The sequence below is a fragment of the Vibrio sp. A1-1 genome (genome assembly GCF_021728175.1).
Classification (GTDB): domain Bacteria; phylum Pseudomonadota; class Gammaproteobacteria; order Enterobacterales; family Vibrionaceae; genus Vibrio; species Vibrio diabolicus.
This window is the reverse complement of sequence record NZ_JAKKCL010000009.1, coordinates 58,878-76,611: the sequence shown is the minus strand read 5'-3', so window position 1 is coordinate 76,611 and position 17,734 is coordinate 58,878. Positions and strand designations below refer to the sequence as shown.

At 46.6% G+C, this 17,734-nt stretch carries 16 protein-coding genes; 12 read left to right on the top strand and 4 right to left on the bottom strand.

The genetic code is table 11. From position 1 onward, the window contains the following. Nucleotides 1-99 precede the first annotated feature (99 nt). From L3V30_RS14020 to L3V30_RS13985, 8 genes are all read left to right on the top strand, one after another. Nucleotides 100-969 carry a DMT family transporter gene (locus L3V30_RS14020; RefSeq protein ID WP_170902735.1) on the top strand — a complete coding sequence of 290 codons (870 nt, stop codon included), beginning with the start codon at nucleotides 100-102 and terminating at the stop codon, nucleotides 967-969. A 388-nt stretch (nucleotides 970-1,357) separates the two neighbouring features. Beyond that, nucleotides 1,358-3,532: an FUSC family protein gene (locus L3V30_RS14015; protein WP_237309136.1), complete on the top strand. Its 2,175-nt coding sequence runs from the start codon at nucleotides 1,358-1,360 to the stop codon at nucleotides 3,530-3,532. Between the two features lie 10 nt (nucleotides 3,533-3,542). Then, entirely contained in the window at nucleotides 3,543-5,186 is a 1,644-nt protein-coding gene (locus L3V30_RS14010; RefSeq protein WP_237309135.1) for a TolC family protein, read from the top strand. Further along, nucleotides 5,186-5,389: a DUF1656 domain-containing protein gene (locus L3V30_RS14005; protein ID WP_005462724.1), complete on the top strand. Its 204-nt coding sequence runs from the start codon at nucleotides 5,186-5,188 to the stop codon at nucleotides 5,387-5,389. Before L3V30_RS14010 ends, L3V30_RS14005 begins: the two co-directional genes overlap by 1 nt. 12 nt (nucleotides 5,390-5,401) lie before the next feature. Continuing rightward, on the top strand, nucleotides 5,402-6,292 hold the full coding sequence (locus L3V30_RS14000; protein ID WP_006740779.1) for an HlyD family secretion protein: 891 nt from the start codon (nucleotides 5,402-5,404) through the stop codon (nucleotides 6,290-6,292). A 16-nt stretch (nucleotides 6,293-6,308) separates the two neighbouring features. After that, on the top strand, nucleotides 6,309-6,995 hold the full coding sequence (locus L3V30_RS13995) for a potassium channel family protein (RefSeq protein ID WP_005396612.1): 687 nt from the start codon (nucleotides 6,309-6,311) through the stop codon (nucleotides 6,993-6,995). After that, nucleotides 6,988-8,136 (top strand): AI-2E family transporter, encoded by a 1,149-nt coding sequence (locus L3V30_RS13990; RefSeq protein ID WP_005396613.1) that lies wholly within the window; start codon nucleotides 6,988-6,990, stop codon nucleotides 8,134-8,136. Before L3V30_RS13995 ends, L3V30_RS13990 begins: the two co-directional genes overlap by 8 nt. 216 nt (nucleotides 8,137-8,352) lie before the next feature. Beyond that, a complete protein-coding gene (locus L3V30_RS13985) occupies nucleotides 8,353-9,024 on the top strand; it encodes a DUF2057 domain-containing protein (protein WP_237309134.1) in 672 nt (223 codons plus the stop codon). Between the two features lie 134 nt (nucleotides 9,025-9,158). On the opposite strand, the gene L3V30_RS13980 is transcribed toward L3V30_RS13985, so the two are convergent. Beyond that, nucleotides 9,159-9,923: a ferredoxin--NADP reductase gene (locus L3V30_RS13980; protein WP_237309133.1), complete on the bottom strand. Its 765-nt coding sequence runs from the start codon at nucleotides 9,921-9,923 to the stop codon at nucleotides 9,159-9,161. 210 nt (nucleotides 9,924-10,133) lie between these two features. Between L3V30_RS13980 and L3V30_RS13975 the strand changes: the two genes are divergently transcribed. After that, entirely contained in the window at nucleotides 10,134-10,586 is a 453-nt protein-coding gene (locus L3V30_RS13975) for a thioesterase family protein (protein ID WP_237309132.1), read from the top strand. Nucleotides 10,587-11,023: 437 nt separating this feature from the next. Here the strand turns inward: L3V30_RS13975 and L3V30_RS13970 are convergent, their stop codons facing one another. Beyond that, nucleotides 11,024-11,242 (bottom strand): VF530 family protein, encoded by a 219-nt coding sequence (locus L3V30_RS13970; RefSeq protein ID WP_069537417.1) that lies wholly within the window; start codon nucleotides 11,240-11,242, stop codon nucleotides 11,024-11,026. A 132-nt stretch (nucleotides 11,243-11,374) separates the two neighbouring features. Between L3V30_RS13970 and L3V30_RS13965 the strand changes: the two genes are divergently transcribed. Continuing rightward, on the top strand, nucleotides 11,375-12,298 hold the full coding sequence (locus L3V30_RS13965) for a LysR family transcriptional regulator (protein ID WP_005484216.1): 924 nt from the start codon (nucleotides 11,375-11,377) through the stop codon (nucleotides 12,296-12,298). Here L3V30_RS13965 and L3V30_RS13960 read toward each other — a convergent pair. After that, nucleotides 12,295-12,585, bottom strand: a complete 291-nt coding sequence (locus L3V30_RS13960) for a putative quinol monooxygenase (protein ID WP_237309131.1) — start codon at nucleotides 12,583-12,585, stop codon at nucleotides 12,295-12,297. The genes L3V30_RS13965 and L3V30_RS13960 overlap by 4 nt on opposite strands. Before the next feature lie 69 nt (nucleotides 12,586-12,654). Further along, nucleotides 12,655-13,308 carry an oxygen-insensitive NAD(P)H-dependent nitroreductase NfsB gene (locus tag L3V30_RS13955; protein WP_053808262.1) on the bottom strand — a complete coding sequence of 218 codons (654 nt, stop codon included), beginning with the start codon at nucleotides 13,306-13,308 and terminating at the stop codon, nucleotides 12,655-12,657. Nucleotides 13,309-13,475: 167 nt separating this feature from the next. Between L3V30_RS13955 and L3V30_RS13950 the strand changes: the two genes are divergently transcribed. Further along, entirely contained in the window at nucleotides 13,476-14,939 is a 1,464-nt protein-coding gene (locus tag L3V30_RS13950) for a helix-turn-helix transcriptional regulator (RefSeq protein WP_237309130.1), read from the top strand. 129 nt (nucleotides 14,940-15,068) lie between these two features. After that, entirely contained in the window at nucleotides 15,069-17,726 is a 2,658-nt protein-coding gene (locus tag L3V30_RS13945) for an alpha-amylase family glycosyl hydrolase (protein ID WP_237309129.1), read from the top strand. The last annotated feature ends 8 nt before the right edge of the window (nucleotides 17,727-17,734 follow it).

Sequence of the window (17,734 nt, the reverse complement as noted above, 5' to 3'; positions counted from 1 at the left end):
TTTTCTCGCTCTGATGGCTATAACTAATCACTTTATCAACTAATGAAAAAGGTCGTTTGACGCTACACTCAATCCATATTTCTGCGTTAAGGGCCAAGGATGTCGACCTTTTTACTCACTGCTATTACGATGCTGGCGTTCGCTGCCAATTCATTATTGTGCCGACTTGCATTGGCCGAAGGGTTGATTGATGCAGGAAGCTTCACTCTCGTTCGATTGATATCTGGCGCGATTACCTTAATCGCATTGCTTGTCGTGAGAGGTCAGTGGAAAACCGATCGGCCAACTTCTCGCTTTCGCTTTTTTTCTGGCATGGCTTTATTTGGTTACGCTGCCCTTTTCTCTTTCGCGTACTTACAACTGGCGACAGGAACCGGTGCTTTGCTTTTGTTTGGTGCCGTGCAACTGACGTTACTGGCCATCTATTGGTGGCAAGGTGAGCGCTTTCAGTTTCTCGAAATCATCGGTATCGGCCTTTCGATTGCTGGCTTTGTTTGGTTAATGTTGCCATCTGCCACTCGCCCCGACATCTGTTCTGCACTTCTCATGTTGATTTCTGGCGTTTGTTGGGCTGCGTTTACTGCGCTCGGCAAACAAGCGCCTTCTCCAAGTAGTGGCATCACATGGGGGTTTATCGCTGCATCTATAATTGGCATACTCCTATCACCGTTGATGCTGTCCTCAATCTATCTCTCTTTGAGCGGAATCTTGCTCGCTATCACGTCTGGCGCCATTGCATCTGGCCTTGGGTATACGCTTTGGTATCAAGTCATGCGTAAGCTCTCTTTACTTCAAGCCGCCGTCAGCCAACTTTCCGTGCCAGCCATTGCTTTGCTGTTAGGTACCGTCGTACTCCACGAGTCTCTTTCACTGCATACACTTTTAACCAGTGGCATCATTCTTGGTGGTATCGCTTTGGTTTTTTTATCTCGATCCAAAAAAACAAGCAAACAACCGGCAAGCCGATAAAAAGTAATAACTTTCCCTCTCAAATACCCATTCATCATCTATGCTTTTTAAAGCAGCAAAGCTCATTGCAGATGGTACGAGCGGCCTGCTTTAGTATCAGGCGAAGGGTATAAGGTGAGAATTGGCTCACACAACACGACGATTTTGTTTCAAAAGTGAGAATTGTCACAGATCGCGATTTTGCTCGTTTTAGGCGTTTCGTCAATAACGCCAAGGGCTAGCGCGAGATCGAGCCAAATACGCACTTTGTGTTTTGACAAAGGGTTTACAAAGCACACTTTTTCACCCGCTATATTCCGCCCCCCGAATTTATTCAGAACAAGATTCTGATTATTCACATAAGAAATTCATCAACTTATAACGATAAGCCTGAGCAAACTTTGACACTATGAACGACAAAATAAAATTCGCTATTAAAGTATCGCTTAGCCTGACTCTGGCTTATCTAATCCCGTTTGCCATGGGTTGGCCGCAAGCATCGACGGCCGCAACCACAGTGATGCTGATTGCATCCACAGGCAGTCGTCGTGAATCCCTCGCCAAAGGTACCTTACGTGTGTTCGGTACGTTGGTTGGCGCCGTCGTTGGCTTGTTACTGGTGGGATTGTTTGCTCAAGACCGCTTGCTGTACATGCTGAGCGTGTCGGTTGTGGTCTCTTTCATTTTTTACTTCCGTAATGCCTATCAAAAAGATCCAACGTTACTCATGCTGACCGGTGTGATGACGCTGATGATGTCCAATGGCGGTGACGCAGAAGGTGCGTTTCTTTATGGCGTTGACCGCGCTTATATGACGGTGTTTGGGGTGGTGGTTTACACACTCGTGGGGACTTTCTTATTCCCGACCAAAACAGAACAAAATCTAAGACAGCTCATCGAACAACTCAACCAAGCACAACGCGCGTTGTTCACCGCTATCCTGCAAAATTTCGAGCAAAAATCGGCAGGACAAGTCTCTCCTCAACAAGAGGGAGAAGAAAATCCAGAAGCAGGAGAGCCACAACCTAGCGTGGATTCTCTTATCGAACAGATGTTTGCCACCCAAAATGCGCTCGAACAGCGTTTTGCTACAGTCAGTGTGGAATGCAGCGACGTGTCGGCCTACATGAAAGAGTGGCGCTTTGCGGTTCATTTGAACAAGCAGGTAACGCAACAATTGACCGTCGCGGCGCACAGCCACTTTAGCCACCAGCAAGACCGTGAAAGCATCAGCAACTTTGATCAAGCCGTTGCGGAAATTGACGCGCTATTTGATACCTGCCAACAAGTCTGGGACGAAAAAGAGCCCGCTTTTCGTGCTCAAGAATTCAAAGTCGAATACAACCAAGCGTTGCTTGAAGACGCAGCGCACCTAGAGAAAGGATCTGCGCTTATGCTGGGGCACCTCTTGGGGCTCATGCATCAAAACTTGTCGCGTTTGGCGGAGAGCATTAGCTGCATTGACTCTGTGACGAACAATGTCTCCTTTGACGTGCCACTGCCAAAACCGAAAGGCAAGTTTCTATGGTGGGACGCAGAAAACTTTAAAACCGCGGTCAAAACCTTTGTCACTTATTGGGTTGCAGGACTGATTTGGATTTATTTCAATCCACCAGGCGGCTACTCGTTCGTAGTCTTCTCGACCATGTTTATGTCTTTGCTGTCGTTCGTACCTGTGCACCCGATTTTGTTGCTTGTGCTGTTCACTTTCGGCTTCTTGTTCGCGGTGCCTTCTTACGTCTTCATTCTTCCGCAATTGGATCTCGGGTTAGAACTTGGCCTGTTCATTTTTATCTACACTTTTATCGGCTTTTATCTGTTCAACGGGCCAGTGACGATTTTCTACATGGTGGGCTTGTTTGTTCTCGGTTTAGACAACAACATGTTTTATCACTTCGGCATCCTCATGACGATCATGCTGTTGTTCTACATGGTGGTGTTCATGATTATTTTCGCGCACTACTTCCCGTTTAGCTCACGACCAGAACACCTCTTTTTGACCATAAAAGAGCGCTATTTTAGGCACACTCGGGAGCTGTTTGACTCCTATCAGAAGCAATCCAGCTCGATTATCACGCCGCTCAAACGGGCCTTGCATTTGGTGACGCTCAACGTTTCATCGAAAAAGCTCAAGGTGTGGGGTTCGAAAATCAACCACAAACACTTTGACAAAACCACGCCAGAAGCGATTGGCGCGTTTAGCAAAGCGTGTGATGTACTCAGTAATCACATCAACATCTTAATGGCCGCCGAGAAAAAGTTGCTGACCAATCCGCTGATCACTCAGCTTCGCCAACAACACCGCGATTCCATCATTCCTTTGATGGCGGGCGCTTTAGCCAGCCACCAAGCAACACAAGAACTCGATTCCGTATTCGACCAATACAGTCAGGACTACCAATCATTCGAAGATAAACTGGAAGATTTTTTTAGTGAGTTAGATTTATCTGACTACGCTTATTCAGAGATAGCCGGTTTTTATATCTTGCTGAATTTAAAACGGAACGTGTTCGAAGCAATCAAGCATTGCAAGCAAACCTACGAGGATATCGATTGGGTGAACTTACAACAGAAGCGTTTTTAAAGGTGGGGATATGATGCTTCCAAAACTAACTAAACCAAGCCTCGCCATACTTTCTCTGCTCGGGCTCAGTGCGTGTACCACAGTCGGACCAGATTATGTTCATCCAAAGCAGGCGCCAATGCCAAGTGACTGGTCGGTGCAAAAAGCAGCCAAAGATACGCAGCAATCAGAGCAACAGCTACAACAATGGTGGCAGCAATTTAATGACTCAACTCTCAATCAACTGGTTGAGTTGGCGAGCAAACAAAACCTCGATTTAGAAGCCGCGGGACTGCGTATTGTCCAAGCTCGTTCATTGCTTGGCATTTCGACTGGCTTGCAATACCCGCAAGTTCAAACCGTGTCAGGAAATCTAGCGCGTGCCTACGTGAATGATCAGGGTGTAAACAACGCCGCTCTGTCGTTTGATGCTGCGTGGGAAATGGATATTTGGGGCAAGTATGCTCGCGGTATTGAGTCGGCAGAAGCGGGTTATTACGCATCCATCGCGTCGTATCACGACATAATGGTCACCATCACCGCCGAAGTGGCGCGTAACTACATTAACTATCGCACGTTCCAAGAGCGCATTTTGCTGTCTCGTCGCAACATCGAAATTCAAGAGCGTGTCGTCCGCATTACACAGGTGCAGTTCGACTCTGGCAACGTTACAGAATTGGACGTTCAACAGGCGAAAAACCAACTATATACCACCAAAGCGGCATTACCGAGTATCGAAGTCGCGATGAAACAATCACGTACCGCGTTGGCGTTATTACTAGGTGCATTACCGGAAGAAGTAGACGAGCTGCTGCAATCAGATGGAATGCATAAGCAAATTGCTGACTACGAAAAACAGTTCAAATCGACAGGCAGAAAATCGGCGTTATCGGGCACCGACGAGCGCTCCATTGTGCCGCGTCCACCGCTGTTGGATACCCAAGTGGATGCGAACTTAGTGATGCGCCGCCCGGATTTACAAGTCTCTGAGATGCAAGCTCGCGCGCAGAGTGCGCAAATTGGCGTGGCGGAAACCGCTCTTTACCCAAGCTTTTCACTGTTCGGCTCCATCGGTATCGACAGTTCGGTTCCCGATGGCAGCAGTTTCAGTTTTAGCGATTCGCTCACCATGGTGGTTGGCCCAACGTTCAGTTGGAACATTTTCCAATACGGGCGCGTGAAAAATAACATTCGTTTCGAAGATGCTCGCTTCCAAGAAACACTGACTAACTACAACAAAAAAGTGCTGCAAGCCGTGAACGAAGTGACCAATGCGATCGAAGCGTATGACCTGTATTTGCAGCAAAAAGATTTACGTCTGCAATCGGTCAACTCTTCCATTCGTGCATTCAACATCTCCATGACGCAGTACGAAAACGGCCAAATCTCTTTTGAACGTCTGCTCAACTCGGTAGAGAAAATGACCCGTGCAGAAGACAGCTACGCAACGATCAAAGGGAACGTCGCGAACCAAGTTGTAGCGCTCTACAAAGCCCTAGGTGGAGGCTGGCAAACCCAAACAGGCAAACCCTTCCTCAGTGAATCTATTGCCAAGCAAATGACAGAACGAACTGACTGGGATGGTTATTTAAATGAAGAAAACCGCGTATTGCCGCCTTTGCGCCTCGAAACTCCGGATGAGACCAGTGATGAGAACAAAACGGAGGATCTCTAATGCCTCATGAACTCTCTTGGGGAGACATTTACTTTTCTCCCACGTTACTGGTGCTCTTTCTCGCCGTCACGGCAACGTGGATAACGGTGATGATATTGAACAAGACACGTCTGTCTCGCTTCATTGCTTTTCCGTCTCTGACGTTTATTGCCATCATGGTCGGTTATGTGGTGGCCATCGACAGCTTTTATATTCAATTTTAGGTGCCAAACAAGATGAAAAAACTATTCGTAATCGCACTCAATCTTGTCATTCTTGGTGGCGCAGCTTGGCTCGGCTATCAAAAATTTGAAGAGTATTTTAATAACCCTTGGACACGCGACGGCCAAGTGCGCGCGAACGTCATCAAAGTAGCTCCTCGTGTATCAGGCCCAATTGTAAATGTCGCGGTGCAAGACAACCAAGAAGTGAAAACAGGCGATTTACTGTTTGAAATCGACCCTGCGACTTACGAAGTTGCTTTGTCTCAAGCCGAAGTGGCACTAGAACGCGCCATTGTTAGCTCTCGCGGTAAAAAAATCGAATACGACCGCCTTAAAGATATTCGCGCCAAAGACCGCGGCGCGGTTTCTCACAAGGATCTGATTCGTCGTGAAATCGCTTACGAAGAATCGCTACTGCAAATCAAATCTGCAGAAGAGCAATTAAAATCAGCGCGCCTTAACCTCAGCTTTACCAAAGTTTATGCGACCGTCGATGGTTTTGTGTCTAACCTCGATATTCGAAACGGTACGCAAGCGGTCGCAAACCAGCCACTGCTGGCGCTGATCGACAAGAACAGTTTCTGGGTGTTTGGTTTCTTCCGTGAAAACCAACTCGCGCAAATCGAACCGGGTAGCCAAGCACGTGTCACTTTGATGTCTCACCCAGACACGCCAATTGACGCAACGGTTGACTCTATCGGTTGGGGTATTGCGCCGAAAGACGGCACGGTCGGCTACAACCTTCTTCCAAACGTGAACCCTGTATTTCAGTGGATTCGCTTAGCACAACGTATTCCGGTGCGAATCTCAATCCAAGAACTTCCAGAAGATGTTGATCTTCGATTCGGGCTTTCTGCGTCCATCATGGTGATGAAAGATTCATCGGCAGAAAATGAACAGTAACTAAGTGAGAAGAACCATGGTCATTGGTAAAAAACTCAAAAACATTAATGAAGAAAACAACTTCTTCTATCTAACTTTAGCGCTGGTGATTTTGTTGCTAGGGAGTGCAATGGCACAAGTGGTGGGTGAAGGTACGATTGAACACATACTGCAGGCGTTCACGGTTCTCACGTTCATTGTCTGTTTTGCCAGCCTTCGCTTCGACAAAATGTGGTCTCGTTTCCTCTATACCCTGTTTGGCGTTTGGGTTCTTGTGATTGTTATCAAGACCGTTTTCAACATCCGAGAGATGAATGTAGTGATGCTTGCCCTCACCTTCGCATTCTTTTTCGGCACTTTTAAATCCATCGCAAGGCAGATTCTTTTCACTGGCCACGTCAATAGCAACAAAGTCATTGGCTCAGTCGCGCTTTTCTTACTGCTTGGTCTGATGTGGGCAATTGCCTATCTCATTCTTCTAGAGTTCTCACCAACCTCATTCACTGGTATGGAAGCCATTTCTTGGGGGCAGAATTTCTCTAATGCGGCGTATTTTAGTTTCGTCACCTTAACCACGCTTGGTTATGGCGATATCAGCCCTCTAACACCATTGGCTCAAGTCGTGGTGTATTTAGAGGCCATTACAGGTGTGTTCTATATGGCGATTGTTGTTTCAAGTCTCGTCAGTTCTAACATTGATCATCAGGTAAACAAAAATGGATAAACAATCGGTAAAAATCGACAGTAAGCTTTTCATCAGTAATATGGTGGAATCGGCAATACGCATTGGCTTGATCTTCGTCTTGCTGATGTTTACGTACGACATCATCAAACCCTTCATTCTTCCCGTTATTTGGGGTGCAATTATAGCCGTCGCTTTAATGCCACTTACAAAAAAGCTGGAGCGTGCATATGGCGGTCGCAGAGGGCTGGCAGCCACGACGATTGCTTTACTTGGTATTGCACTCTTAGTCACACCACTTGTTATGGTGTCAGGCTCCATTGTAGATGGTGCAACGCATGCGCTTGAAGTATTGCAAAACGGACAAGTGAAGATCCCTGGTCCAAAACCTTCCGTTGCGGATTGGCCTGTCGTAGGTGATAAGCTCTATGAGGTGTGGACCCTATTCGCGACTAACCTTGAACAAGCGATTCAAACCTTTATGCCGCAGATAAAGTCCGCGCTCACTTCTTTGCTCGGCACACTTGGCGGTGTATTGGGAAGTTTACTGCTTTCAATCTTATCACTTGCGATTGCAGCAGGTTTTATGACGTACTCTGAATCTGCAGCATCAGGGCTAAGAACCATCGCTATTCGTACCGCTGGTGAAAACGCTAAAAGCTGGACCACGCTTATCGCAGCAACCATTAAAAGCGTACTGCTTGGCGTAGTCGGTGTGGCGGCGATTCAAGCGCTATTGATCGGTGCTGGTTTCTTTGTATTTGGCGTTCCGGCAGCTGGTTTGCTCACTCTGATTCTGATGATCTTGTGTATCGCTCAGCTACCGGCGCTGCTTGCCGTACTACCAGTGATTGGCTTTATGTACATGACTCAAGATACAACGACAGCCACCATGTTTACTGTCTGGGTAGTAGTTGCAGCTCTTTCTGAAAACCTGTTCAAACCAATGTTAATGGGACGTGGTGTCGACGTACCAATGCCTGTGATTCTGCTCGGTGCCATCGGTGGTATGCTTTTCTACGGCATCGTTGGTCTGTTCTTAGGTGCTGTTATCCTGGCGATTTGGTATGAGTTATTTGTTTGGTGGTTGAGCATTGAGAAAGCACAACAGCAAGAAGAAATGGCAGAACAACAAGACGCTTCTGATGACCAATCAGAGCCTGGACACGGTGCTGGCATATAATAAATCAATAAGTTAGAAAGAAATTTAATCTATAACTTATGATATCAAACCGCTCTATTGCAGCGGTTTGATTCTATTTGGATCACAGTTTCCCCGTAATAAATGCGATAAAAATGACGTTCTTGTTAAATTTTCATACTTCTTACACTTGGGAGTTGCAATCGGGCAATGAACGATGCACTCTCGATGACCACTAATTTGCTTAGGATAAAAACAATGAAATTGATCAAGCCTTTAACTTGTGCGCTTGCTCTCGCAATGAGTGGCATGGCATTCGCAGATGTAACCGTGAGTGTTCCTGACAACGTTTCAGTATTAGCGGCTAACGGTGAAAAAGCAGACCTTTCGGGTGGTTTTTTCGCCTCGGAAAGAACACTAACGTTACCTGATGGCGTTAACCAAGTCGTATTTCGCTTCGCCCCTTACTTTAACCAAGGCAATGACCGTTTAAGTGTTGAAAGCGATGTTATCGTTACACGATTTGACGCTGCCAATGCCGAGCTGACGCTACAAATGCCAGAATACCGCAACCTTCGCGATGCGGAAGAAAAGATCAAGGACTTAGATTGGAAACTGGTTGATGATTCAGGCAACACCGTCGCCGTTGAGCAAGACAAATTGATCAAACCGGGTATGCAAATCGGTCGTGATTACGTGCGTGAAGTGGAAAGCTACAACAAAACAGGCGGCGTTGCTGCTATCGCTGTTGCTGGTGCAGTCGTTGCTCAACCAGTCACACTACCAGCAAAGATTCCTGAAGATATGAAACAAGCAAGAGCGACTGCGGTTAAATCAGATTCGACAGCAGAAGAGATGCTGCACTTCTGGTACCAAAAAGCAGACGCAGAAACCAAAGCTCGCTTTAAAGCGTACGTTAATCAACAATAAGTCTGATTGACTCTATCGATATTAAAAAAGCTACTTCATGTGGCTTTTTTGATCGAACAAGCTAGGACGTTTGAACGACTTTGGTATTGGTGATCATCATGTGTTCAATATGGTTATATCAATTTAACCAAACGCTACCAGTAACGCTCATAGATGATATTGCCTCCTGTTTTAGGACGATACTTTTCCAACCCAAGCCCTTGTAAGACTGGCAAGGTATCTTTGATCATCTGCGGGTTCCCACACATCATGACAAAACTACTTTGAGCAGAGAATGGCACATCAGCAGCGTTGGACAGTCTACCCGATTCGATGAGTTCGGGAATTCGACCTTGTAACTGACCATCCACCACTTCCCTACTGACTATCGGGATGTACTTTAGTCTGCCTTCATATCGTTGCTGTAGTTGCTCAATCAGATATTTGTAGACCAGATCTTTTTCGTAGCGAACCGCATGAACAAGCACAATTCGCTCATTATGAGGTGGTAAGTTTATATCATCCAGTAGCGATAAAAACGGTCCAATACCTGTACCTGTAGATAGCAGCCACAGATCATGAGCCTGTTTAGGAATAGAGTCGAGGATTAAGTCACCATGTGCGGTCTCACCGACATAAATGCTATCACCAGATTTAAGCTTTTGAAGCCTTGGAGAAAGTTGTCCTTGAGGGTCGGCTACTATTAGGAACTCCAACCAATCGAACTGTTCGCTTGGCGCATTAACCACAGAGTAAGCACGACTTATCAGCTTGCCTTCATCATCAAGCAAAGCAAGCTTGGTGAACTGACCGGCTTTAAAGGTAAGAGGCGCGCCTGAGACCCTTAAACTGAACAGCTCGCCAGTCCAGTCAATGCGTTTTTCCACCTTGGCTAGATTGAAACCTTTCAGCTCAGTCATGAGACACCTCCTATTTGGTTACTCTTAGTTAAACTTACGCCTTCAATTCGATTATGTAAAGTTTCTAGTTTACATAATCAGACTGCCATTTAATTTCACATTTTAAAAACAATTTTATTACATATTAAATGATTACATCTAGAATAAATGCTCAAAGTGATAAGTCGCGTCGCAATTTGTGGCAATGCAGATGAAAAAGGAGCACTAAAAATGGACACACTGTTAAAGGACTTTCCCGTTATCACAGAGATCAAAGTCGCATGGGGTGAAATGGATGCTCTGCAACACGTCAATAACGTGGTCTATTTTCGCTACTTCGAGACAGCGCGTTTAGATTACTTCAACAAAATTAATCTGCTGGTCGACCTGCAAACCTCGCAAATTGGACCAGTACTGAGCGAGACGCAATGCCGCTACAAGCTTCCTGTCACTTACCCAGACACGTTATTAGTCGGCTCGCGCGTGATCGACATGCAAGAAGATCGCATCACGATGGAATACCAAGTGCTGAGTAAGAAGTGGGGTAAGATTGCGACCATCGCCACCGCTACTGGTGTGATGTTTGATTTTAAGAACAACGTAAAAGCTGTGATTCCAGACAACGTTCGCCAGTCGATTTTAGACTTGGAAGGAACTGTGGGTAGCACGCATCATTTAGAGTAGCAAGAAACGAGAGATTAAAGGCGAGATTCCCCCGACAGCGCTTCTTCATCGCTGTCGGGAATAACGTATGGCTAATCTTCCAACCTACGCGATAAGAGAACTAGCGTCATTCTAGCGAGCCGAGGCGAGACTAAGAATCTACTTACCGCTTGCTGCAGACCCTAGAGCGATTAATAAACTCAATACAATCTGAGAGTAGATTCTGAATCACGCTCGTTCCTCGCTGTTCAGAATGACGAACCTCGTTTAGGTTCTGACTCTAAAACACTATCTAAAAAAACCATCCCGGACGAGCACAAGCGAGTCATTCGGAATCTCGCTTTAGACGTAATAGCAGAGCTACTCTTCCAGCCTACGCGATAAGAAAAGCTGCGTCATTCTAGCGAGCCAAGGCGAGACTAAGAATCTATTACCGCTTGCTGCAGGCCATAGAGTGATTAGCAGAACGTCTCGATGTATAGCGCTTCCACCTTATCTCTTGCCCATTGCGTTTTACGCAAAAACTTCAGCGAAGATTTGATCGACGGATCTTTCTTAAAACAGTTCACTCGAACGCGCTCATACATGCAATTCCAACCAAAGTGTTCAACTAGTCGGGTGACGATTTTTTCTAAACTCAACCCGTGAAGTGGGTTGTTCGGCTGCTGTTGGTTCATGCTATTGATCCGGTAAAGTGAAGTTGCGCGCTAATCTAACCCAAACTCGCCGTGCAACCTAATGTTTTAACCTTGAATTGCCGTGCGACTCTCCCCTATAGTAACCCAAACTTCTTAAAAGCCCTTTTCATTATGAAAGCCCTCAACGACCTCAATATTTTTGTCGAAACCGCGCGCCAAGGCAGCTTTTCAAAAGCTGCTAACAGCATGGACATGACACCTGCCGCCATTAGTGCATCGATTAAGCGTCTTGAGGGGCAAATCGGTTTCCCGCTGTTTGTGCGTTCTACCCGAAGCCTGCGTTTAACCTCAGAGGGCGAACTGTTTTTGGACAAAACCACGCAAGCGTTGGCAACATTGCAAGAGGGGTTGGATCAGATCTCAAGTGCGCGCGGTGAACTGTCTGGTCAGCTACACATTACCGCGCCCTCCGATTTTGGTCGCAACATGTTGCTCGATTGGGTGGATGAGTTCATCGATCTCTACCCAAATGTTTCCATCAAACTAGAGCTGTCCGATAGCTTGACGGATATGTACACCAAGCCTGTCGATATTGCGATTCGCTACGGCGAGCCGGCCGACTCCAATCTGGTCGTGTTGGCTTTGTGTGGGTCAAACGAACGGATCTTATGTGCATCGCCAGAGTACGTAGCCACACATCCAGAACTCACCTCTCCTGCCGATCTAACGCAACACAACTGCTTGTGCTACATGGTCGCGGATTCGGTCTACAACAAATGGACGCTCACGCGTGACGGCGAGAAAGAACAAGTCGTGGTCAGCGGTAACTTGATGAGCAACGATAGTGACTTGCCACACCGGTTAGCGATCAAAGGCAAAGGCATTGCGAATAAATCGTTGATGGACATCAGCCGAGACTTAATCGAGGGAAGATTGGTGCGAGTGTTACCAGAGTGGGATTGCGGCCCAGTGCCACTCTACATGGTGTGTGCCGATCGTCGCTTACTGACGCCAACGATTCGGACTTTCCGCGACTTTATCCAACAAAAATGCTGCCAGCAACGCGCCAACGTGCTAGCAACCTTCTGTCATTAGGCGATAAATCGAAGAGGACGAATCTGGGTATATTCAACCCAATCATTCTCTTCCAATGTTTCAAGAAACGTCGCCATGTGTGGACTTTGCAAGTGCTGATCCAATGCCTCTTGCGATGCCCAAATTTCTTGGAACATAAATAGGCCTTCAACTTTCTCGTCAAGATACAACTCGTATTGGCAACAGCCTTCTTCTTTCCGAGTTGGCTCTAGCAAACCAGCAAGCAAATTCACCACCTGATCCTTACTGTCTGGATAGGCTTTCACTTCTGCAACTAAGTGGATCATCGTTTTTTCACTCTTTTGCGATTTATATATTGATTACAGGGTTCTACGTCACCTGCAAGTAAGCTCGAATTAGATCTCGGTGAATACGGTTTCTGCGTCCCAGCGAGACTTTGGCGTTTTCGCGTTGAAGTCATCTTCCGCGTGGTAGCCAAGCGGCACGATCACAACGCTGGTGTAACCTTTTTCACGCAAGCCAAATTCTTCATCCAGCACTTTGGGATCAAACCCTTCAATTGGCACTGCATCGATTTCTAGCGTCGAAGCACCCAGCAGCAACGTACCCACGTTGAGGTAAACTTGTTTCTCCATCCAATGGTTCGCATCTTTCAGATCAAAACGGTGCATGTTTACAAAGTAGCTACGACCACCGCGCACTGCCGCTTTCGCTTCTTCAGTTGGGAATCGGCCATCTTTTTCTTCTTGCGCCATTAGCGCTTCAATGTAGTCGTTATCAATGCCTGTTTTTGCACAAAACACCAATACGTGAGAAGCGTTGAGAATCTTCGCCGCGTTAAACGCGTAGTTCTCTTGCGCCGCTTTAGCGATGCGCTGTTTGCCTTCTTCTGTGCTTGCCAGAATGAAATGCCAAGGTTGAGAGTTCACACTCGATGGACTAAAACGAATCAGCTCTTTAACTGCGTCGATTTTTTCTTGAGATAGCTTGCGCGTTGGGTCAAACACTTTCGTTGAGTAACGAGATTTTGCAGCTTGTACGATATCCATGAGGTTCTCCAATTAATGAATTTAAGCTGTGTAACAGCATAACCTCATGAGATAAAGGGAAAAACCGATTTCGATTAAAAACATTTTCAAAATAAATTTGAAAATATAACGATAAGAAAGGCTTTGAGCGTTCTCACTGAACTTCTTCATCCTTTCAGCAATAATGCATGTTTGCTCGCAACCGAACTCAACTCATGCTGCCTCAAGATAACGTTATTACATCCTTTCTGTGCAAAAAGCTTGGTCACAATCATCTGCGAATTGCCGGCGAATATTGGCACATTGAGAAGTTGGTTGCCTTGCAATGCATGATGTTGAAAGAAGCGCCTAACCTCCAAGAAGGGCTGCTTTGGTGGAGTAAAAGTGTTTCATTATTCGACCGCCGTTTGTACGTCACATTTCAACATGGTGATGCCCAAATCCATCTACAAGTCGAATGCAGAACGGCCGATATGCCAAATTGGGCGGAGTCGGTGTTTGGCTTGCTCAAAATGCAGTTGGAGATGCTTGAGCTAAGCGAATCAATACAGGTACAAGTTAACGCCAACAATCCACTCGCGGCCGATATTTTTCTAGAGGAAACGCGAGATTCTAAAACGAGTTCAAGCGTGTTTGATTTGGTGAAACATGTTTATTTGCTGCTTTCCCACCAACCAATTGAACAACCAGAGTTGCTGAGTGTTTTGAACGCCTTGTTCATCAAAAACAGCAATTACGCGCTCAAGTTAGAGCAAGCGGCAATGCAACTGGGCGTCTCCAAACGCACCCTGCAACGTCGACTGCAAGAAAAGCAAATGAGCTACTCTCAATGCGTTGATTTCGCTAAAAGAAAGCAAGCACTCACTTTGCTTGCCGACACCCAACTCACAACGCAGCAAATCGCCTATCAACTCGGTTATGAAGAACCATCGAACTTTCACCGCACTTTTCGTCGTTGGTATCCGTTTTCACCCATGCAGTATCGCCAACAATGTTTGGATAACCGAACTCAGCTAAATCAGCAACCGATCCGCTTGTACTATGCCAAAGCCAATACTTTAGCCGATAACGATATTGACCAACCCGTCGGTAAAATCTGGATGGAAGTGGATAATATTGCGTTTGAAAAAGTGGTCTCCGTTGAGTGTCGAGACCGTGATGGCGCGTGGCGTCGCTACCCAGCCTTCTTCGAGCGTTTTCTGAATAATGGCACCGAACTATGGGCGACAACAGAGCTTCCTGTCGCTCATCCACTGACGTTTAGACTGTGTTATGAAGTCGATGGTGCTCGCTACATTGATAACAACCACCAGCGTGATTACATGGTTTCTAAAGGGCTTTTGATTGGCGCAACGGAATACATTGTCCCGACAAGGCAACTTATTAATATTGGGGCGCAATACACGCTCTTTATCGAACTGGCATGCCGACTTGAAAACGTTGTGAGGATTGACTGTTACGTCGATGATGACCCCACACCTCACGCAATGCGCTTAACCAAACACTCGCTACATTATGCTTGTTGGGTGCTGCAATTATCGCTCACTCAAACTGCAAAGCAGTGCCGTTTCCGCCTTTATGATGAATCCGGCAACGAGCTCGCGAAAGAGCATTACCCGATACAATATCCTATTGTGCAACCGCTCAATTAAAACTGTCGGTCAGATCAAAATCATCTCTTCGTGACATCATTTCACGTCTTTTTTGGCGTGAAATAACACTCTCAATTTCAAACCTTTGCTTTATCGTTTATGCATTGCTGCATAACGGAGGCAAAAACTGTGTTTGAAACTCTACCTAACCCAATGAATAAAATAAAAATACTTCCTTTAGCGATCGCTCTTGCTCTTTCTGGCTGTGGAAGCGACGAAACCACACCAATCGATACAGGCAGCCACGTGGCATCTCCTGATTGGCAAGATCAAATCATTTACTTCCTGATGATCGACCGTTTTAACGACGGCGACAGCGCTCTTAATGATCAAGGGCAAAACGAATTCGATCCGACTTCGGATAAAAAATTCAGCGGCGGCGACCTCGTTGGTGTGAGTGATAAGTTAAGCTATATCGAAGATCTCGGTGCCACATCGATCTGGATTACTCCGCCAGTTGCTAACCAATGGTGGGATGCAGAGCAAAACTACGGCGGCTACCACGGGTACTGGGCGCGCGATTTTCAAAAAGTGGATGAACACTTCGGTGACATGGAAAGCTACCAAGCGTTAGCACGCGAAGTGCATGCGCGTAACATGTTCTTAATTCAGGACATCGTGACCAACCATGTAGGCAACTTCTTTACCTACGATGATCCTTACAGTTATGATCCAAGCCTACCTTGCCAAGGTTTCCGTTTGATTGAAAATGCACTACCCGCCGGGCAAGAGCTGCCGTACCCCCTCAACATGAACGAGTGTAAAACAGACGGCACAGGCAGCTACCACTGGACGCCAACCATCACCGACCACAACGATCCGGTACAAGAGAAAACCTGGCAGCTCTCAGATTTAGATGACCTCAATACGTCCGACCCTGAAGTACGCGCTTATCTAAAAGAGAGCTACCGAAAATGGATTCGCGAAGTCGGCGTCGACGGATTCCGTATCGATACGGTGAAGTTTGTTGAACACGATTTCTGGAACGACTTCCTACACGCCGACGATGGTGTGATGACGCAAGCGGTTGATACCGGTCATGACAACTTCCTCACTTTTGGTGAAGTATTCGAAACATCGACGCCTTACCACACCGAAGGCGAAGAGAAGATGCTGACTTACATCGGTGAAAGTGGCTCGCCGAAACAGCTAACCTCGGTATTGAACTTCCCATTGCAAGCGACCATGACGCGCGTATTTGCATCAGGACAACCGACCGACTATTTACGTTTCCGTCTTGAGAAAATGATGGAGATGTTCCCAAATCCATACATCATGCCGAACTTCATTGATAATCACGATATGCCGCGTTTTCTGTCGCAAGGTAGCGTGAATGACATGAAACAAGCACTGATCACCATGATGAGCGTGCCGGGTATTCCTGTGATTTACCAAGGTACTGAACAGGCGATGTCATCGGCGCGTGATGCGATGTTCGCCGGAGGGTACCGTGAAGATGGCAACTACGTAGACTCATTCGACCAAAACAGCGAGATGTACTTGTTCATCCAAGAGCTTGCTAAGCTACGCACTGAAAACAAAGTCATGACACGTGGCGAAATAAAAGTGATTGGCAGCGATAAAGCGGGCGCGGGCGTCTTCGCCTTTACCCGAACGTTGGATAACGACGAAGTCTTGGTTGTGATGAATACATCCAACTCGCCGATGTTGATGAACCAACTCAATGTAGAACAAGTTGGCGGCACCGTCTTCAAACAACAAATCATATCGAACTGGGCAAACGCTCCAGAACAGTTAGTCGCAGATGAAAATGGTAACGTAACCCTTGAGCTACCAGCCAAGTCTGCAGTGATTTACTCAAAAACAAGCAACAACCAATCTGTAGAGACCCCAGACCTCAACATCCAACTAGCGCAGGATTGGGAAGGACAAACCATCACTGGTGATATTGTTATCGCGGGTAGTGCGAACGCCAACGAGAAGTTGAACCTCGTCGTCGATGGTAACTTGGAAACAGCGCAAACCATTACTGTAGGTGCTGATGGTCAGTTTAGTGTCACGCTGTCGACTCGTCACTTTGCTATTGGCGAACAACAGCACCGCTTCGCGATTTATTCCACCGAGAAAAAAACAGGCATCGAGGACGTGAATTTTGTCTCGAACCTAAGCTGGTCAAGCTCGCCGGATGACACCATTGATGATGCGGGCGATGCACAAGACGGCATGGGCGGTCCAAACGGTAACTACTCATTACCAACCGATCCAACGTTCGACAAAGACAACAGCCAGCTCGCGATAAACAAAGCAGAAGTGTTTACCGTTGGCAGTAACGTACGTTTGACCTTCACCATGGACAAAATCACCGATACTTGGTTGCCGCCAAACGGCTTTGACCACGTTGGTTTCACCATCTTTATTGATTTACCTGAAGAAGCCGCAACTAACTTGTCTGAGCTACCGAAGATCAACGCTTCTATACCAAGCGGAACGTGGAGTCGTAATGCGGTTGTTTTTGGCTGGCAAAGCTCGATTTACAACACCAAAGGAGCAAATGCGACGACATGGGGAGAAGCGGTCACGCCAGCACCAACAGTGACAGTAGACAAAGCCAATAACACTATTTCGATGGACTTTGCGAGTGACGCGCTGGGTCGACCTGATTCACTGGATGGCATTCGATTCTATGTGACAACTTGGGACTTGGATGGATTGTCTGCCACTTACCGTCCACTGGAACAAAACAAAGGCCCTTGGAACTTCTCCGGTGGCGCATCGGATGAAAGTAAGATTTGGGACGATTTACCAATCACCACCTTGTCGGAATAAACCGTTAA